Annotated in this window: 15 protein-coding genes, 1 tRNA gene and 1 pseudogene; 7 read left to right on the forward strand and 10 right to left on the reverse strand. The window is 62.0% G+C overall.

From position 1 onward, the window contains the following. Positions 1 to 57 precede the first annotated feature (57 nt). Positions 58 to 717, reverse strand: a complete 660-nt coding sequence (locus DGI_RS01530) for a hypothetical protein (protein WP_021758862.1) — start codon at positions 715 to 717, stop codon at positions 58 to 60. Positions 718 to 905: 188 nt separating this feature from the next. On the opposite strand from DGI_RS01530, the gene DGI_RS01535 reads away from it, so the two are divergent. The 5 genes from DGI_RS01535 (at position 906) to tpx (ending at position 5,750) form a co-directional block, all read left to right on the forward strand. Further along, on the forward strand, positions 906 to 2,354 hold the full coding sequence (locus DGI_RS01535) for an MBOAT family O-acyltransferase (protein WP_021758864.1): 1,449 nt from the start codon (positions 906 to 908) through the stop codon (positions 2,352 to 2,354). Positions 2,355 to 2,357: 3 nt separating this feature from the next. After that, positions 2,358 to 3,512 carry a DHHW family protein gene (locus DGI_RS01540; RefSeq protein WP_027192999.1) on the forward strand — a complete coding sequence of 385 codons (1,155 nt, stop codon included), beginning with the start codon at positions 2,358 to 2,360 and terminating at the stop codon, positions 3,510 to 3,512. Positions 3,513 to 3,680: 168 nt separating this feature from the next. Next, positions 3,681 to 4,082, forward strand: a complete 402-nt coding sequence (locus tag DGI_RS01545) for a cytochrome c3 family protein (protein WP_021758866.1) — start codon at positions 3,681 to 3,683, stop codon at positions 4,080 to 4,082. 2 nt (positions 4,083 to 4,084) lie between these two features. Beyond that, on the forward strand, positions 4,085 to 5,110 hold the full coding sequence (locus DGI_RS01550) for an HD-GYP domain-containing protein (RefSeq protein ID WP_081696795.1): 1,026 nt from the start codon (positions 4,085 to 4,087) through the stop codon (positions 5,108 to 5,110). A 130-nt stretch (positions 5,111 to 5,240) separates the two neighbouring features. Beyond that, entirely contained in the window at positions 5,241 to 5,750 is a 510-nt protein-coding gene (gene tpx, locus DGI_RS01555) for a thiol peroxidase (protein WP_021758868.1), read from the forward strand. A 261-nt stretch (positions 5,751 to 6,011) separates the two neighbouring features. On the opposite strand, the gene DGI_RS01560 is transcribed toward tpx, so the two are convergent. From DGI_RS01560 to rimI, 5 genes are all read right to left on the reverse strand, one after another. Further along, positions 6,012 to 7,184, reverse strand: coding sequence for a hypothetical protein (locus DGI_RS01560; RefSeq protein ID WP_021758869.1), 1,173 nt, complete (start codon positions 7,182 to 7,184; stop codon positions 6,012 to 6,014). 388 nt (positions 7,185 to 7,572) lie between these two features. Further along, a tRNA-Leu gene (locus DGI_RS01565) sits at positions 7,573 to 7,659 on the reverse strand. A 9-nt stretch (positions 7,660 to 7,668) separates the two neighbouring features. Beyond that, positions 7,669 to 8,088: a preprotein translocase subunit SecG gene (gene secG / locus DGI_RS01570; RefSeq protein ID WP_021758870.1), complete on the reverse strand. Its 420-nt coding sequence runs from the start codon at positions 8,086 to 8,088 to the stop codon at positions 7,669 to 7,671. 41 nt (positions 8,089 to 8,129) lie between these two features. Further along, entirely contained in the window at positions 8,130 to 8,879 is a 750-nt protein-coding gene (gene tpiA / locus DGI_RS01575) for a triose-phosphate isomerase (RefSeq protein ID WP_021758871.1), read from the reverse strand. Next, positions 8,833 to 9,390, reverse strand: a complete 558-nt coding sequence (rimI, locus tag DGI_RS01580) for a ribosomal protein S18-alanine N-acetyltransferase (protein WP_081696796.1) — start codon at positions 9,388 to 9,390, stop codon at positions 8,833 to 8,835. The genes tpiA and rimI overlap by 47 nt, the downstream gene beginning before the upstream one ends. Between rimI and DGI_RS01585 the strand changes: the two genes are divergently transcribed. Then, positions 9,389 to 10,015, forward strand: a complete 627-nt coding sequence (locus DGI_RS01585) for an NUDIX hydrolase (RefSeq protein ID WP_327023098.1) — start codon at positions 9,389 to 9,391, stop codon at positions 10,013 to 10,015. The two genes, rimI and DGI_RS01585, sit on opposite strands and share 2 nt — an antisense overlap. Here the strand turns inward: DGI_RS01585 and DGI_RS01590 are convergent. The 3 genes from DGI_RS01590 to DGI_RS01600 form a co-directional block, all read right to left on the reverse strand. Next, positions 10,005 to 10,799: an inositol monophosphatase family protein gene (locus DGI_RS01590; protein WP_021758875.1), complete on the reverse strand. Its 795-nt coding sequence runs from the start codon at positions 10,797 to 10,799 to the stop codon at positions 10,005 to 10,007. The two genes, DGI_RS01585 and DGI_RS01590, sit on opposite strands and share 11 nt — an antisense overlap. 26 nt (positions 10,800 to 10,825) lie before the next feature. Continuing rightward, positions 10,826 to 11,851, reverse strand: a complete 1,026-nt coding sequence (gene mreB / locus DGI_RS01595; RefSeq protein ID WP_021758877.1) for a rod shape-determining protein — start codon at positions 11,849 to 11,851, stop codon at positions 10,826 to 10,828. A 66-nt stretch (positions 11,852 to 11,917) separates the two neighbouring features. Beyond that, positions 11,918 to 12,886, reverse strand: coding sequence for a GAF domain-containing protein (locus DGI_RS01600; RefSeq protein ID WP_051286401.1), 969 nt, complete (start codon positions 12,884 to 12,886; stop codon positions 11,918 to 11,920). A gap of 1,042 nt (positions 12,887 to 13,928) precedes the next feature. On the opposite strand from DGI_RS01600, the pseudogene DGI_RS19560 reads away from it, so the two are divergent. Beyond that, a pseudogene (locus tag DGI_RS19560) lies at positions 13,929 to 15,081 on the forward strand (methyl-accepting chemotaxis protein). Positions 15,082 to 15,466: 385 nt separating this feature from the next. Here DGI_RS19560 and ftsZ read toward each other — a convergent pair. Then, entirely contained in the window at positions 15,467 to 16,864 is a 1,398-nt protein-coding gene (ftsZ, locus tag DGI_RS01610; protein WP_021758881.1) for a cell division protein FtsZ, read from the reverse strand.

Here is a 16,864-nt window from a genome sequence, read left to right on the forward strand (position 1 = left end):
CCGACCCTGCAACAATCCATTTTCCCGGCGAAGCGGACAGGCTGTGGAATACTCATGTCATTTTCCGCCCTGCGTGCAAAAATCCTGATAGAGCTGCGCAATAAGAGACGCTGCCTGCCGCTCCACAATGTCAAGCGCCACGCCCATGGTATCTGCGCCGGCCCAGGAGGATTCAGTGGTGGAGACGTGGGAGATGAGCTTTGCGCCGCGCGTCAACGTCAGCTGGATGGTGACGGACACGTCGTTCACATTCATCTGCGCGCCCTTGACGTTCATGCTCATGGCATGGTTGGCCCGCGAAGAGATGACGCCCTTGAGGAAAAACGCCGCGCCAAGGCGACTCGCCGCCGAAAGCGCCGCGTCCGGATCATTGTTCAGCACAGCGCGCACCTGTGCCGCTGCTATCTGGGAGTTGATTTGCGCCTGGGAATAGGTTTTCAGCCCAAGGGCTTGCAGGCGCGCGTTGAGGGCTTCATGCAGCAGACCGTGACTACTGCTGCCCGTCTGCAGATTCCCCCCGTGGCGCTCGGCGATCAGCACGGCAATCTTCTGGCCTTTCAAGCTGTTGCGACATGGCGTCGAAAGTTGGGCCATGATTTGTTCCGCACGCGCCTGATCTGCCGCCTGATCCTGCCGTTCGGCTTGCGAGAACGAAAAAGACCATGCCGGCAACGCGAAGCCGAGGATCAGGAGAATGCCAAGTGCCAGCACCCGCATGAACGCCCCCCTGTACAACTGCAGAAAAAGACATAGAAAACCAGTTTCCAGTGCGCCCATTGTTATGCCAAAACGTTTGGCGTTGCAAGAAAAATTACGGCCTGGGCGACATTGCCAATCGCCGCGGTTTCGCGTAGAAGGCCTGCCGTTGCGTTCCCTTCCATTGCATCCCCTCCGGCATTACTACTATGGTTTTCAGCTCACCCCTGTTCCTGTTCCTGTTTCTCCCCCTTGTGCTGCTCGGTACGCTGCTGCTGCCGCGGCAGGCCCGCAACGGGTTTTTGCTGGTAGCGAGCCTGGGTTTTTACGCCTGGGGCGAACCGTATCATTATTGGCTGATGGTGGTGTCCATCCTGCTGAACTGGGCCGCAGGCCTGTACCTGGCGCCTGCCGGCACCTGCCCGCGCGGCAGCGACGACGCCAGCCGGAAGTGGCTGCTGGGGCTGACCCTGGCGGCAAATCTGGGCCTGCTGCTGCATTACAAGTACTTCAATTTCCTGCTGGCCAATGCCAATGAGCTGGCTGGCGCCCTGGGCTACGCCCCCTTGCTGATCCAGGAAGAAGCCGTCCATCTGCCCATCGGCATTTCCTTTTTCACGTTCCAGGGCATGTCGTACCTGCTGGATGTATACCGCGGCCACAGCGCGCCGCAACGCAACCCCTTCCGCGTGGGTCTGTATATTTCGCTGTTTCCGCAGCTCATTGCCGGCCCCATTGTGCGGTATGAGGATGTGGCCAGGGAGATGGAGCACCGCCAGGTTTCCCTGGACGGCTGGGCGTATGGCATCCAGCGCTTCATCCTGGGCCTGGGCAAGAAGGTGCTGCTGGCCAACACGCTGGGGGCCCTGGCGGATCAGGTGATGGCCCTGCCGATTGCGGAGATGAGTCCCGGCATTGCCTGGCTGGGCATTATCTGCTACACATTGCAGATATATTTCGATTTTTCCGGATATTCAGACATGGCTATCGGCCTGGGGGCCATGTTCGGCTTCAAGTTTCCCGAAAACTTTGACTATCCCTACATCTCCCAAAGCATCCAGGAATTCTGGCGGCGCTGGCACATCACCCTGTCCACCTGGTTCCGGGACTATCTGTATATCCCGCTGGGGGGCAATCGCCGCGGGCCGTTTCGCACATATTTCAACCTGTTCGCCGTATTCACCCTGTGCGGGATATGGCACGGCGCCAGTTGGAACTTCCTGATCTGGGGCCTGTATTACTCCGTCTTCCTGATCCTGGAGCGGGCCTTCCTGGGCGCCTTGCTGAAGCGCATATGGCGGCCCATCCGGCACCTGTACGCCCTGGTGGTGGTGATGGTGGGCTGGGTGTTTTTCCGCATTGAGGAACTGCCCCAGGCACTGCGCTACCTGCAGGCCATGGTCGGGGGCAACGCGGCGGATCAGGTGCTCCACACCGCCTCGCAGTATCTGCATGGCGAGCTCATCGGTGCGCTTGTTCTGGGCGCATTGTTCGCCACGCCGGTTGCCAATGTGCAGTTCCGCCGGCTCTGCCAGCTCGGCCAGACCCGTCTTGCACCGCAAGTGATCGCCTTTGCCATGCTGACCGGCGTGTTCCTGCTCTCGGTGCTGCAGGCGGCGGTTTCCACGTACAACCCCTTCATCTACTTCCGGTTTTAAACGATGCAGTCCCAGCACGTCACCCCGCTCTCCCCGCTTGCCCGGCATATGCAATGGGCGCTGACGGCCATGTTTCTTCTGGCGCTGCTCGCGCCCAGCATAATGCAATTCAGCGGGGTGGAGCTGCACCGAAGCGACTTCGAGCTGCGGCTGAAAGCCGAATTGCCGGCCTTTCCGCAGACCATGCGCGACCTGTCGCGACTGCCCAAACAGTTCGACCGCTGGTACAGCGACCACTTTGGCCTGCGCGCCACCATGATCCGGGCCTACGTGCTGGCCAAATACCACCTGCTGGGGGCCATCCAGGTAAATAAGGTGGTCTTCGGACGCGATGGCTGGCTGTTTTTCACCGACGCAGATCCCACCATTGACCCCATCGCCTCATATAGGGGAACCACCCTATTGACCCAGGCAGAATTGGCGGAAATTACCGTCAATCTCAATGCCTGGGACGAATGGTGCCGTGCCCGCGGCATTGTGTTCGCCCTGCTCATTGCGCCCAACAAGTCTATGATTTTTCCAGAGAAGTTGCCGCCGGGCCTTGGCCCGGTGCCCCGGCCCAACCGGCTGGCCATCTTCATGGAACACATGCGCCAGCACGCCACCCCCCTGGTGGTGGACCCGACGCCCCGACTGTTGGCGCACAAACAGGAACGCATCTACTACAAGACCGACTCTCACTGGACCAGTCTGGGCGCCATGTACGCCACGCAACTGCTGCAGGAACAGATGGCCCCCCGTCTGACGGCAGCCGGCAAGGATGGCATCTGGGCTCCGCTGCAGCTCTCGGACTACACCGTGACGGAAATCCCCCGCAATGGCGGCGACCTGGCGCATATGGTCATCCTGGCTGACGATGTGCAGGATGTGAACATGCAGTTGACTCCGCTGCACGATCGCAACGCCACGGCTGTTGCTGCCGGTGTGCAGCGGCCTCGCGTTGTGCTCTACGGCGATTCCTTCTCTGTGTTCCTGCCGGAGTTTTTGGCACAGGATTTTGATATCATCACCACTCCCCAGAACCAAAGCCTTGATCCCGCATTCATAGAGAAGCAGCAACCCTCATTGCTGATTATGGAAATTGTGGAACGCAAGCTGCCCAAGCTCATCGACCGCACCCGCAGCATCCGGTTTCTCCCCCAAATTCAAGCGCCATAGGCCTCGCCCACCGGCGCCCTGAGGGCACTGTTTTAGCCTGCTTAGGGCCTTTTGCGCCAACTATCCCGCAGATTTCCCGCCGCAGCCCCCCGGCGTTGATTGCCTTTATCTCGCAGCGCGTGTATAGGTTGGATGTCCCGTTACTATCTTCGCTCAGGATGGTGGATTATGCCGAATGCGCTGCCGGCTTGCCTCGTACTCAGCGTGGTGCTGCTGGCCGCTGCTGTGGGAGCTGTGGCGGCTCCCCAATCCCCCAGTTCGCCCCTGACCCTGCGATACCTGAAAAAAGAGGTGGTTTTCCCTCATGCCGCCCATGGCGCGCTGGAGTGCCGTACGTGTCATCACCCATGGGATGGGGAAAACCCCATGCCCAAATGTTCCGAAGCCGGGTGCCACGATGTGTTCGACGCCAAAGACAAATCCGAAAAATCGTTTTACAAGATCGTGCATGGTCCCGGTGCGGCTGCTGCACCAAGCTGCCTTGCCTGCCACAAGGACACGGCAGCAAAAAACCCGGAACGCAAAAAGGTCCTGACCGGCTGTGCCGGCAGTGCCTGCCATCCGAGTTGACCATGGCACATCCACAACCAATCGCCAAACTGCAGGCACCCGCGCGCATGGTGAAGGACCAGCAATACGACGAAGTTTCGGTGGTAGAAATATCTCCGCATGCCATCCTGCCTCAAACCACTGGCGGGTTCTCCGTCATGCTGCGCCACCAGGACAGGCTGCTGCTGTATTGCCGCCGTGGCGAACAGTTCACCCCTGCGCATCGGGACCGGCTTGCCGCCATGGGCATTCACCGGCTTTACATCCACGCCCACGAAAAGAAGTTCTACGAGGAATACCTTCACCGCAACCTGCCGAAAATGCTGGATGACGACGGCATTCCCGTGGACGATCGCGCCCTGCTCTGGGGTCAGTCCGCCGCAGGGCTGGTCAAGGATATTTATCAGGAACGCCTCTCGCGCTCCCTGGCCGGGAAACGCTTTGCCCGGGTGGAGCACATGGTGCAAAGCTCGACGGACTTCATCAGAAATCCTGATGCCTTGAAAAATATTGCCTCCTATGTCTCCCGCGGGTACTCCGAGTACCACCACAGCCTGGGCGTGATGGTCCTGGCCCTGAGTCTGGCGCAGACCTACGAACACTTCGACGACGAGACCCTCACCGGCCTGGGCCTGGGCGCCATCTTTCATGACATCGGCAAAATCCGGCTGCCCCAGTTCATTTTTGCCAAAAAGCCCTCCGAGCGCACCCCGCAGGAGATGGCCATGGCCTGCAGCCACCCCACCCTGGGCGTGGTGGTGGCCGGATCCCTGCCCCTGCACCAGCTCACCATCCAGTGCATCCTGTTTCATCACGAGATGGAAAACGGGCAGGGTTACCCTTCCGGCATCTGCGGTGCAGACATCCCCCTGCCGGTCAAGATCCTTTCCCTGTGCAACGTCTACGAGAACCTCACCCGCGCCACAGCCGAAGGCCCCGCCAAGACCCCCTTTGAGGCCCTGAGCTGGCTCAAGGAACGCCGCGACCGCTTTGACGTGGACGTCATCCGCCGGCTGATCATGGTCCTCTCCAAGGCCGATCTCGCCTGACAGCCTTTCTTTCGCAGCAGTGCAGGCGGCACTGGAAAAAAAATCCGCCACAGGCTATGCTCCCGTCCAGGCCCCGCCCTGGTGCGGCGGGGTCTTCCACAGGATCCCATCCGTATAAGGAGCATGACCCATGCAAGAGTTTCCCGGCGGCGTCACCTTTCTCGGCAATCCCCTCACCCTGGTGGGCACCCCGGTAACCGTGGGCATGAATGCCCCGGACTTCACCGTGCTCGACAACGACCTCAGCCCCGTGACGCTGGCCTCCCTTGCCGGCAAAGCCTTCATCCTCTCCACCGTGCCGTCCCTGGACACCCCCGTGTGCGACATGGAAACCCGCCGCTTCAATCAGGAAGCGGGCGGCCTGGGCGACATGCCCGTGCTCACCGTGTCCATGGACCTGCCCTTTGCCCAGAAGCGCTGGTGCGCCGCGGCGGGCATTGCCCAGGTGAAGACCCTCTCCGACCACCGCGACGCCTCCCTGGGCCTGGCTTATGGCCTGCTCATCAAGGAACTGCGGCTGCTGGCCCGGGCCGTGCTGGTGGTGAACGCCGCGGGCGTCATCACGTATTATGAACTGGTGAAGGAAGTGACCCAGGAACCGGACTACGCCGCCGCCCTGGCCGCCGCCAAAGCGCTGTAACACACGGACGCCTTGGCGTCCCCGGCGTGACAGAACGCGACGGGGCGCGACAGGACGCGACGGGGCCCACAGTCCCCTTGAAAAAGGCCCGCGCGAGGGAGGAACCCTTTTGAAAAAGGCTCTCCCCTCGCGCGCGCTTCCGTTCCAACACGTTGCGAGTGGCTGTGAATCACAATCAACGTCTTTGGAAAGGGGGACCGGGGGAAGAACCGTGCTTCAAAACGGTTTTCCCCCGAGCATTCCTTTCAAGGATACCGTGCCCTATTGCACCGCGCGGGCAGCCGCAGCAAGCCCCAGCTGCGATGCGGAAAACGCCGCCTTCCCCGGCCAGGCCGCCAGCACCGGCGCAAAGGCGCGCTCCAGCACGTCGGCAGCCACAGCGTTGCCAGCCACCGTCCAATGCGAATTGGTGCCCAGATACAGCGTCTCGCCGGCGGCCGCCCGTTGCTGCAGGGCGGATTGCAGATCAAGCACCACGTCGGGATCCAGCCCCTCGGCGGCAGCCAGTTGACGCACCAGGACCGCAGGCAGGTCCGGGTCCAGTTGCTGGCCGGCAAACTCCGGCGCCTGCTGCACTTCCTGCAGCCAGTGCGGATCATGCCAGAAATGCGGCGGGCTCACCAGAATGCGCACCACCCGGCCCTGGCGGGCTTCCTCGGCCAGGAATCGCATGGCCTCCCGACACCAGGCCAGGGAGGGCTGAAACTCCTCGTGCAACGCCGGCGCATACCGCCTGGCGGCAATGAGCATGACCATGCGGTAGGTTTCGGCATCCATCTCGCCGATGAGGACAGGATCATAGTCAGACGGCGCATCCATGACCTTCGGCGGCTGGATGGTGCCAGACTTCACGAACGCCGCCAGATAATCCATGAACCGCAAGAGATGCGTGCGCGGAATGTGCGTCCCCAGGCCCACCTGGACATTGAGCCGCTCCCGAACCGCCGTCGAGAGGGGCACATCCCGTGCCTCGTGGAAGTCGTTGCCGGCATAAATGTTGAGGACCACCGCATCGTGTTCTAGCAGCGGCGACCAGTGCCGGCCCTGCTTGAGGTACTCGGGAAACGAGACGCTCGGCACGCCGAGATTGATCACCTCCACCGAGCGGGCCCCCTGCGGACGGGAGGCCACCGTCTCGTTGAGAGCCGCTTCCAGCATGGCCGCGTAGGTGTTTTCCGACGTGGTGACGGAGTGGGCAAAGGAATCGCCCAGGCTCAGGATGCGGAAGGTCTCCGCCGTCTTGTTGCGGGGCACCGGCTGACCGTGATGATGATACCCCAGCTCCTGGAGGTTGAACGGCCCCGGCAGGTCCTCAAGATTGTGGATCAGGTGGTGCGATTCATACCACCGAAATGCCAGGTCCAGCGCGGCCACCGCCAGGCATGCACCAACAACCACGCATGCGCTGGGGAAAAGCACTTTGGCAATTTTCATGCGACCTCGGCCCAGAAGGGCGAAAAGATGGCCGGCACGCTGCCCCAACGTCTGGGGGGCATGCCTACCCGTTGCAAAAAGGGCTGAATGCGCCAGCGGCGCGCCAGATGAGAACCATCCGACCGAAACGCGACGCGCGCGTCAGGGAGTCAGCCCTGGAACAGGCCAGGGGGCGCTGCTTCAAGGCTTGCATACTCGACTCGGCGCAAAGCGCCAAGGCAGCATCTGGTAAAATAGCGTAATACTCCGTGTGCGTCATGGCGAAAACCGGCCACAAACATATGCCAGACGCCTTCGGCCCGCGACAGCAGGCAGGCATGCCGCGCAACGTGCGGGAGAGGCCATACAAAAAGCCGCCTGCAGCAGTTGCAGGCGGCTTTTTGAAAGATGGTGCCGAAGAGGAGACTCGAACTCCTACGGACAGGTGTCCACTACCCCCTCAAGATAGCGTGTCTACCAATTCCACCACTTCGGCACTCGTCAACTACTGTGTCTGGTTGGACGCAGCAGCCGGAGGCATGGGAGCTGGCGCAGCGGCTTCGGAGCTTTCCTTGACGGAGAAGTCCGGTGCAGCGCCTTTTTCTTCAATGAGCAGGCCGGCGGGAGGCATGGTCGCGTTTTCAGGCGCACCCTGCGTGCTGACGATGGCGGCATCCATCACGCTGCCGTCGTCATTGCGGCCGGATTTATTCAAATAATTGTAACCGAGGGAGGTTGTCAAGAAAATTGCTGCGGCCATGGCGGTAATTTTCACCAACAACCCGCCCGCGCCGGAGCCGCCGAACAGGGAGCTGGACCCGCCGCCAAAGATCACGCCCATGCCTTCCTTGCCAGACTGCAAGAGCACCAGGACGATAAGCACCAGGCAGGCGATGATATGCAGTGTGAGGACCAAGGTTTCCATCAATATGTCCGTGTCATGGGGTGAGGCCTTGCGGTGCGGGCTCAGGCCAGCACAATTCGGCTGAAGCTTTCCGCCTGCAAAGAGGCACCTCCTACCAATACGCCGTCCACGTTGTCAAGAGAAATTATCTCGGCGGTGTTCTCCGGCTTGACGCTGCCACCATACAGAATGCGCAACTCGCTTCCAGTAGCCAGCAATTGTTGCAGTTGGCGGCGCACTGTGGCGTGGGCGTCCAGGATTTCCGCCGGGCCGGCCACCTTGCCGGTACCGATGGCCCAGACCGGTTCATAGGCGATGGCCAAATTGGCGACAGCAACGTCCTTGGGCACGCCGGCCAGGCCGGTTTCCAGCTGTCGGGCGAGCACGGCGGCCAGTTGGCCGGCTTCGCGTTCCTGCAGGGTTTCCCCGATGCACAGCACCACATGCAACCCCTGCTCCAGGGCAAAGGCTGTTTTGCGCCCCACGAGCTCGTCGGATTCACCCAGAACGTGCCGGCGTTCGGAGTGGCCGGTCAGCGCCCAGGTGGCGCCGGCATCCTTGAGCATGGCCGGGGAGATTTCGCCTGTGAAGGCCCCTTCGGCAGCCGGGTACACATCCTGCCCGCCCACGGCATAGCCGTCGGCGTCGCCAATGCCGGCGCTCACGCACTCAATGGCTGTAAACGGTGGGAAAACAAGAACTTCCCTGTCCGCAGGCGGCATGCCCACGGCCAGCATGAGCGCGGCGATGGTCATGGCCGCTTCTTCACGGGTTTTGTACATCTTCCAGTTTGCCGCCATCAGCTTTTTCATGGATTCCTCGATGGTCGTTGCATGTGGAATGACCGTCCGCACCGTGCAGCGCGCGGACAAGCACCAGGGCGTCCTCGCCGGTATCCGGGTAGTAGCCCTTGCGCACGCCGACCTGGACAAAGCCCATGCCGTCGTACAGTGCCCGGGCGGCCGTGTTGGTGACGCGCACCTCCAGCACCACCTGTTCTATGCCCATTTGCTGGCCAATACGCAAGACGAAGGCCAGCAGGCGCCGGCCCAGACCGCGACGCCGCCAGTCCGGGGCGGTGGCCAGGTTGAGGATTTCCATCTCATCCCCGGCGTGGTAAAAGGAGCAGTACGCAACCAGCACGTCGCCATGGCTGGCCCCCACCACCCGCACCCGGGAGTCTTCCAGCAACTGGGCGTATTGGGCTTCGCTCCAGGGGCAGGCAAAGCAGATGCGCTCCAGCGCGGCCAACTGGAGCACGTCTGTCGGGCCCAGACGTTCTAGCGTCAATGCAACAGATTCCAGATCAGGAAGTGCTTCCATGGAACATTCCCTTGCTGCCGGCCCTGCCGGCGTCTTGCCTGCAATGATCGCTTCGGGCGCGCCCGCAGCCTGGCTGGCCCGCAACCCCGGCGCCGAGCTGGTGGAGGTGGTGGATCTCCGCAACAGGCCCCTGGCCGTCATGCCGTTGCCGGTGGTGCATGCCCAGCAGCTCTTTCACCGCAGCGTGCTGGTGCTGGTGTACAACCCGCAGGGCAAGCTCTATCTGCAGCAGCGCAGCCGGACCAAAGCCGTGTACCCAAGCCGGTGGGACGTCTCCGCCAGCGGGCACGTGCAGGCCGGCGAAAGCCTGGAGGACGCCGCCCGGCGCGAGCTGTTCGAGGAGCTGGACATCCAGGCGGAGCGGCTGATGGGCAGGCTGCAGGTGCCGGCCACGCCGCTGACCGGCTACGAATTCGTCACCGTCTTCACCGTCGGCCGGGTGCATGCCGTGCCGCGCCCCAATCCTGCCGAGCTGGACGGCGGCATGTTTGTGGATGCGGACGAAATGGACTACCTCATCCGGGACTATGTGGACGTCCTCACGCCCGGGCTGGTGCATCTGCACGAGCGTGGCCAGCTTTTTCCTGGCAGCCAGAACGCCGCGGGCCTGCTCCTCACGCCCTGAGCTGGTCCAGCATGGCCTGGTGCACGCGGCCATTGGTGGCCAGGATGGAGGGCGAATCCAGGGAATACGCGGTATCCTCAAGGATGGGCGATACCGTGCCGCCGGCTTCTTCCACCAGCAGCCAGCCCGCGGCCACATCCCAGGGTTTGAGGCCCAGTTCATAGAAGGCCTCGTAGTGTCCGGCAGCCACATAGGCCAGATCCAGCGAGGCGGCCCCGTAGCGGCGCAGTCCCCGGGTGGCGGCCAGCATGCGTTGGATCCAGGCGGCAATGCGGGCGGCCAGGGCCGGGTCGTCGGCCGAGGCATAGGGGAAGCCCGTGCAAACCAGGGAATCCTGCAGTTGCCGCGCTGCCGAGACGGCCATGGGCGCCCCGTTTCGGAAGGCCCCGCCGCCGCGCACGGCGTGAAACATGTCGTCCAGCATGGGATTGTACACTGCAGCCAGATCCACGCCTGTTCCTGTCCACAATCCCACAGATACCGCCACAAAGGGCAGCCGGTGGGCAAAATTGGTGGTGCCGTCCAGGGGATCGATCACCCAGCAGGGCCCGGCCAGCAGGGCGGCGCGGTCCAGGTCTTCGGCGCTTTCCTCAGCCAGAAAGGCGGCCCCGGGATACACCTGCGCCAGGGAGACCTTGAGGGCGGCCTCCACGGCCAGATCCGTCTCGGTCACCAGGTCGATGCGTCCCTTGTGCTGCACGGTGCTGGGCGTGCGCCACGCCTCGCGGATGAGCGCACCGGCCTGGCGCACACTGTCCAGAAGTCCGGACGTCAGGGACTGCATGGAAGACTCCGAAGCCAGCATGGACATCAGTTGATGTACACGTTTTTGTAGCGCTGCATGTCTTCCAGGGAACGGCCTGTGCCGCGGACCACGGTGGTCAGGGGGTCGTCATCCACATTCACGCGAATGTTGGTGTTGCGCTGGATGAGCTGATCCAGGCCCTTGAGCAGCGCCCCACCCCCGGCCAGAAGAATGCCGTTGCGGGCCACGTCCACCACCAGCTCGGGCGGGGTCTTTTCCAGAGCCTTGCGCACGGCGCGCACGATGGTCTTGACCGGCTCCTGCAAGGCCTGCCGGATCTCCTCGTCTGTGGAGACCACGGACTTGGGGCCGCCGCCAATCACGTCCTTGCCGGGCACGTTCATCTTGAGCGGCTCGGGCAGCGGGTAGGCAGAGCCGATGCCGATTTTCACCGCCTCGGCCATGTTTTCGCTGATGAACAGCTGGTGTCGTTCCTGAAAAAAGCGCTGCACCGTGGCGTTCATCCAGTCTCCGGCCGCGCGCACGCTTTCTGCGTAGGCAATGGCCCCCATGGAGATGACCGCCACCTCCGAGGTGCCGCCGCCGATATCCACCACCATGGTGCCCGTGGGCTCATGGATGGGACACCCCGCGCCGATGGCCGCGGCCATGGGCTCCTCGATCATCAGGACTTCCCGCGCCCCGGCATCCAGCCCGGATTCGATGACGGCACGCTTTTCCACCGCCGTGATGCCTGTGGGCACGCAGATGACCATGCGCGGTTTGACGAACTTGAGCCCGGTGATGACCTTGTGGATGAAGTACGAGATCATGGCTTTGGTGACGTCAAAATCCGCAATCACCCCATCCTTCATGGGCCGGACAGTGACGATGTTGCCCGGCGTGCGGCCCACGAGTTCCTTGGCGGACGCCCCCACGGCGATGATGCGGTTGCTGGGGGTCTCGTACGCCACCACCGACGGCTCGTTCAACACGATGCCTTGCTTGGGGGTATAGAGCAACGTATTGGCCGTGCCGAGGTCCATGGCCAGATCCTTGCCCAAAAATCCCAGCAGTCTGTTGAAAAACATACACGCTCCAGGGCGAATTCGTGTCCCGCGCGGACGCCCGCGCCGCAAGGGTGACGTCTGTGAGAATCAGGAAAACAGGTTCGCCTGGGCAATGGCCCGGGGGGCCTCCTGCAGGCGGTGTTTGAGATACAAGTTTTCCAGAAAAAGCGCCAGTTGATCGGCCACCATTTGCAGAAAGGACTTCATGGCCGCATCAATGACCACCGGCTCAGGATGCGCCAACCCCAATACTCCCCGGGCAATGCGGTGCACCACCAGGGGCAGGCACACGGCGCTTTTGACCGGCGGTGTCTTGATCTTCTTGCCGAACAACGGGGAGAGCTGCACCGTGGCCTCATGCTCCCCCGTGAAAAAGCTGACGTTGTTCTTGAACACCCAGCCCACCAGCCCCATGCCAAAATCAAACGATTCCATCTCCTTGCCCGGCGGCAGCAAGGGTTTGGTGGTTCCTTCCAGCGTGTAATGCGCGCCGGTGGAGTCCCGCACGGCCAGGAACACATGCTCGAATCCGGTGGTCTGGGAAAGCAGGGCCAGCGTCTGCTGCAGGAAGTCCGGCCAGCGGCTCAGCTGGCGGCGCAGGGCCTGAATCTGCTGCAGGCACTGGTAGTAGCGATTGTCGCAGACTGTGGCGTCGCTTTCCTCAAACTGATGCAGCAAGGACTGCACATGGTCCGTGAACAGATGCAGGATTTTCTGGTCCTTCTCGCTGAAGCAGTGGGAGCGCTTGGAGTCCACGCATACCACGCCCTCGGCCTGGCGCAAGGGGCAGCCCATAAAAGCACGGATGAGCTGGCGCTCTTCTTCGTCGTAGTATTCGATCTTGCCCTTTTTCTTGACCAGATCGTTCACCAGCAGCGGCTGATTGTTCCGAACCACCCAGCCAGCCAGACCGCGCCCAGGGGCAACCATCGCCCCCACATTGAGCCGATCCCCCAGGCTGAACCGCGCAGCCATGCGGTACGTCCCGGCCGCTTTAGGGTCCTGCAGGTACAGCACGGCGGAATACGCGTCGAAGACGCTGCAAATGATGCTCATAAGCCGGTCGAGATGCGGGCTCTGAGCATGCATGCTGGTGGATACGGCGGGGCGGGATGGATCCATGGCGTTGAGACGGCTCCTCACATCAACAGCAGCCATGCTGGCGGATTCAGCACACTGGCGGCCTGCCGGCACAACGCCCGACAGCCTTGCACACACTGGCGGGCACCGGCGAATGCACCACCTTGGCAACCATACCCGCTAGACCCTATGAGAAAACAAAGGGTGCTGTCAACATGGATAGTTTTCAAAATATCATTATATTCAAGAAGGATGCGTCTTCAGCGGTCGTATTCTTCATTAATGCTCAATCTTTTCTTAACAATTTCTAGCATCGCCAGCACATTATGCCCCCGGACAGGGACACTCCGCTGCGATGCAAAACGTACACAGCCGGAGCAACCGCCTCAGATGTGACAGCTTTGTGTCAAAAGCGCTCCCTTGCGCCAAATGCATTGGATCTTTTTGACACATTGAGATTTATTCAAGATTGGTGCACCATTATCCAGATCGCCGGGAAGTGACACTCGCGACACAAAGCGGCTTCCGGGCACGGCCACCAAAGCCAAGTGGGTCGTAATGCCCCATCACGCTGCCGACGGGACAGAGGCCCTTTCTGTATCCGCCTTGCCTTGCTGCATTGTTTAGATTGGATCATTTTTTGCATGCCACACCATTCCATTTCAAGCTCAGGGGGAGACTCATGTTAAAACGCGTTGCACTGTCACTGGGGCTGGCGATTCTCGCGCTTGTGGGCCTCATGGCTGCATCTGGTGGCGAGGGGCTCGTCCTGATTGTGTTGGGAGCCGTGATTGTGGTGCTTCTCGGGACGTATTGCCTGCTGCACAAGGCCTTGTCTCCGCTGGATCATCTGATCCACTGCGCCGAGGAAGTGGCTGCAGGCAATATGAACGTTGATTTATCCGCAGAATGCATTCTGGAGACGGGAAAGCTGCAGGCGGCCATCCGCAACATGCTGGCAGTGCTCAAGGAGAAGGTCGGCTTCTCCAACGCCGTCATCTCCAACGTCATCACCCCCATGGTGGTGGTGTGCGAGGATGGCCGCATCAAATGGATGAATGAAAGCCTGCTCAAGTTGCTGGAGTATACCGGAAAGCCTGAGGACCATTACGGCAGGTCCTTTACCCAGTTCTTTTATGGCGACAACAGATCCACCATCTCCGAGCAGGCCATCACGGAGCGTCAGCGCAAGTTCGCCAAAACGGAAGTCGTGTCCCAGAAAGGCAACACCAAGTACATTTCCGTAGCCTCCGCGCCCATCATGGACCTGGACGGCAAGCTCATTGGCGGCTTCACCACCATCATGGACTTCACCAATACCGTGCGTAACGAACGCACCATCAATGCCCAGAAAGAGCGTCTGGCCCAGGCAGCCCAGGCGGCCGCCGGCATTGCCACGGATCTGGCCGAGGCCTCCGCGCAGCTGGAGCAGCAGACCCGGATCGCCGGCAAGGGCGCGGACGAGCAGCGCCACCGGGCCCAGGAGGTGGCCAGCGCCCTGGAGCAGATGAACGCCACCATTCTGGAAGTGGCCTCCAGCGCCAACCACGCCGCCACCCGCGCCACCGAAGCCCAGGACACGGCCAACACCGGCGCGTCCATGGTGCATCAGGTGGTGGATGCCATGGACGGGCTGCATGCCAAATCCGAGACGCTGGCGCAGGAAATGTCCGTGCTGGGGCAACAGGCAGAGGGCATCGGGCAGATCATGACTGTGATCAACGACATTGCCGACCAGACCAACCTGCTGGCCCTGAACGCCGCCATNCGACGAAGTGCGCAAGCTGGCGGAAAAGACCATGCACGCCACCAAGGAAGTGGGCAGCTACATTACTCAGATCCAGAACAGCACCCGGACCAGCATTGCCGCCACCCAGGAAAACGCCAGCACCATCGGCGCCGTGGCCAGCCAGGTGCACGCTGCCGGGGATTCCCTGACCGCCATCCGCGATCTGGTGAAAGAAACCGCCGCCCAGGTGCAGAGCATCGCTGCCGCCAGCGAGGAGCAATCCGCCGCCAGCGACGAGATCACCCGGTCCAGCAGCGAGATTGCCGACATCGCCACCCAGGTGGTGGACGCCATGGCCGACTCGCACGCCAATGTGGAGAGCCTGGCCGACTTGGCCCGCAAACTCCAGGCGACCATGACCGACATGGGCGAGAAGCACTAGCGCATTTTATTCTTGAGGAAGATCTTTGCGAGGGGGGAAACCTTTTGGAAAAAGGTTCTCCCCTCTCGCGCTCTCCCCTTCCAAAACTTTACTAGTGACCTTGACTCACCATAAAAAGTCTTTTGGAAAGGAGGCCAGTCCTTGAAGGGCGGAAGAACCTTTCTTCAGAAAGGGTTTCCCCCGAGAGCTCTTTTCAAGGAAACTTCACCGCTGAACGTGGACATCGCTTGCGGGCCGCGGCCGCCTGAACGCTGCCGGCAGGGCTCCGGCCCGGGCTTGAAGGAACGGTCTGGGGGGCCGCTCCTTCAAGCCGAATCGGGGGGATGGGGGTATGGAGTGCGACTGGGACCAGGGGTCCCAAGGCACGCGGTACCAGGTGGGGAGCCTAGTCCGCTTGCTTCCTGATGAACGAGGGAATCTCGAATTCGTCTTCATCGAACACGAAATCATCCTCCCCCGGGGCGTGAGAGCCCATGGGTCCAAGATGGGCGTCTTCCTGCCCCTTGCGATAGCGCAGGTAGGCGGGAATGGACCATTCGTCCTCCAGGCCGGCCTGCTTGCGGGCCTTGAGACCCGGCGTCATGGGCGAAAGCCCTTCGTGCGCCATGGCCGAGCCGTTGCCACCGCCCGGACCACCCGGGCCACCCGGACCGCCCTGCCCGCCGTACCCGCCACGGACCGGGGGCTGCGGGGCCGGACGCGCCGGCGGTTTGGCGCCGCGCAAGGGTGTGACATTGCCGCCCTGCCCGCCCTCGCGAGCCTGCTGCAACTGGGCGCGGGTGAGCCCCTGCGCCATGCCCGGCATGGCCACATGCGCCATTTCCGCCGCAGTTTCGATGCCCGTGGCGATGACGGTGATGCGCATTTCTTCCGTGGAGTCCTGATCGAAGACCGTGCCGAAGAAGATACGGGCGTCTTCGTGGGCGGCTTCGGAGATGGTGGACGCCGCCTCGCTCACTTCGTCGATGGTCAAATCCGGGCCGCAGGTGATGTTCATGAGCACGCCCTTGGCGCCTTCGATGGACACGTCCTCCAGCAGCGGGCTGGTGATGGCCTTCATGGCCGCCTCGCGGGCGCGGTTTTCGCCCCGGGCAATGCCCGTGCCCATCATGGCCAGACCCATTTCGCCCATCACGGCCTTCACGTCGGCGAAGTCCAGGTTGATGAGGCCGGGCAGCATGATGAGGTCCGAGATGCCCTTGACGGCGTAGTACAGCACTTCGTCCGCCTTCTTGAGCATTTCGATGAAGGTGGCCTTTTTGGCGGCCAGGGCCAGCAGCCGGTCGTTGGGAATGGTGATGAGGCTGTCCACGTGCTGGCGCAGTTCGGCAATGCCGCGCTCGGCGGATTCCTTGCGCTTCTTGCCTTCAAAATAGAAGGGCTTGGTCACCACGCCCACGGTCAGGGCCCCCAGGTCCCTGGCGCACTGCGCGATGACGGGCGCGGAGCCCGTGCCGGTGCCGCCGCCCATGCCGGCGGTGACGAAGACCATGTCCGCATCGCCGATGATTTTCTTGACCTGGTCCATGGACTCCAGGGTGGCATCGCGCCCCACTTCGGGATTGGCGCCGGCCCCCAGGCCCTTGGTGAGCTTTTCCCCCAGTTGGATCTTGAACTCAGCCTTGGAACGCGCCAGGGCCTGAATGTCCGTGTTGGCCGTCACAAAGCGAACACCTTTCAAGGCCGACGCGATCATGTTGTTCACGGCGTTTCCGCCGCCGCCTCCCACGCCGATGACCTTAATTTTGGCCATCTGTTCGCCTTCAAGCTCTTGAAACTCCAT

It is taken from the genome of Megalodesulfovibrio gigas DSM 1382 = ATCC 19364 (assembly GCF_000468495.1).
Classification (GTDB): Bacteria; Desulfobacterota; Desulfovibrionia; order Desulfovibrionales; family Desulfovibrionaceae; genus Megalodesulfovibrio; species Megalodesulfovibrio gigas.

Bases quoted from the DNA above. Each gene is read 5' to 3' on its own strand.
- mreB (WP_021758877.1), bottom strand. From the start codon at position 11,851: ATGTTTTTCAACAGACTGCTGGGATTTTTGGGCAAGGATCTGGCCATG.
- DGI_RS01545 (WP_021758866.1), top strand. From the start codon at position 3,681: ATGCCGAATGCGCTGCCGGCTTGCCTCGTACTCAGCGTGGTGCTGCTG.
- tpiA (WP_021758871.1), bottom strand. From the start codon at position 8,879: ATGAAAAAGCTGATGGCGGCAAACTGGAAGATGTACAAAACCCGTGAA.
- tpx (WP_021758868.1), top strand. From the start codon at position 5,241: ATGCAAGAGTTTCCCGGCGGCGTCACCTTTCTCGGCAATCCCCTCACC.
- DGI_RS01540 (WP_027192999.1), top strand. From the start codon at position 2,358: ATGCAGTCCCAGCACGTCACCCCGCTCTCCCCGCTTGCCCGGCATATG.
- DGI_RS01590 (WP_021758875.1), bottom strand. From the start codon at position 10,799: ATGCAGTCCCTGACGTCCGGACTTCTGGACAGTGTGCGCCAGGCCGGT.
- DGI_RS01535 (WP_021758864.1), top strand. From the start codon at position 906: ATGGTTTTCAGCTCACCCCTGTTCCTGTTCCTGTTTCTCCCCCTTGTG.
- DGI_RS01600 (WP_051286401.1), bottom strand. From the start codon at position 12,886: ATGAGCATCATTTGCAGCGTCTTCGACGCGTATTCCGCCGTGCTGTAC.
- rimI (WP_081696796.1), bottom strand. From the start codon at position 9,390: ATGGAAGCACTTCCTGATCTGGAATCTGTTGCATTGACGCTAGAACGT.
- ftsZ (WP_021758881.1), bottom strand. From the start codon at position 16,864: ATGGAGTTTCAAGAGCTTGAAGGCGAACAGATGGCCAAAATTAAGGTC.
- DGI_RS01560 (WP_021758869.1), bottom strand. From the start codon at position 7,184: ATGAAAATTGCCAAAGTGCTTTTCCCCAGCGCATGCGTGGTTGTTGGT.
- DGI_RS01550 (WP_081696795.1), top strand. From the start codon at position 4,085: ATGGCACATCCACAACCAATCGCCAAACTGCAGGCACCCGCGCGCATG.
- DGI_RS01530 (WP_021758862.1), bottom strand. From the start codon at position 717: ATGCGGGTGCTGGCACTTGGCATTCTCCTGATCCTCGGCTTCGCGTTG.
- secG (WP_021758870.1), bottom strand. From the start codon at position 8,088: ATGGAAACCTTGGTCCTCACACTGCATATCATCGCCTGCCTGGTGCTT.
- DGI_RS01585 (WP_327023098.1), top strand. From the start codon at position 9,389: ATGGAACATTCCCTTGCTGCCGGCCCTGCCGGCGTCTTGCCTGCAATG.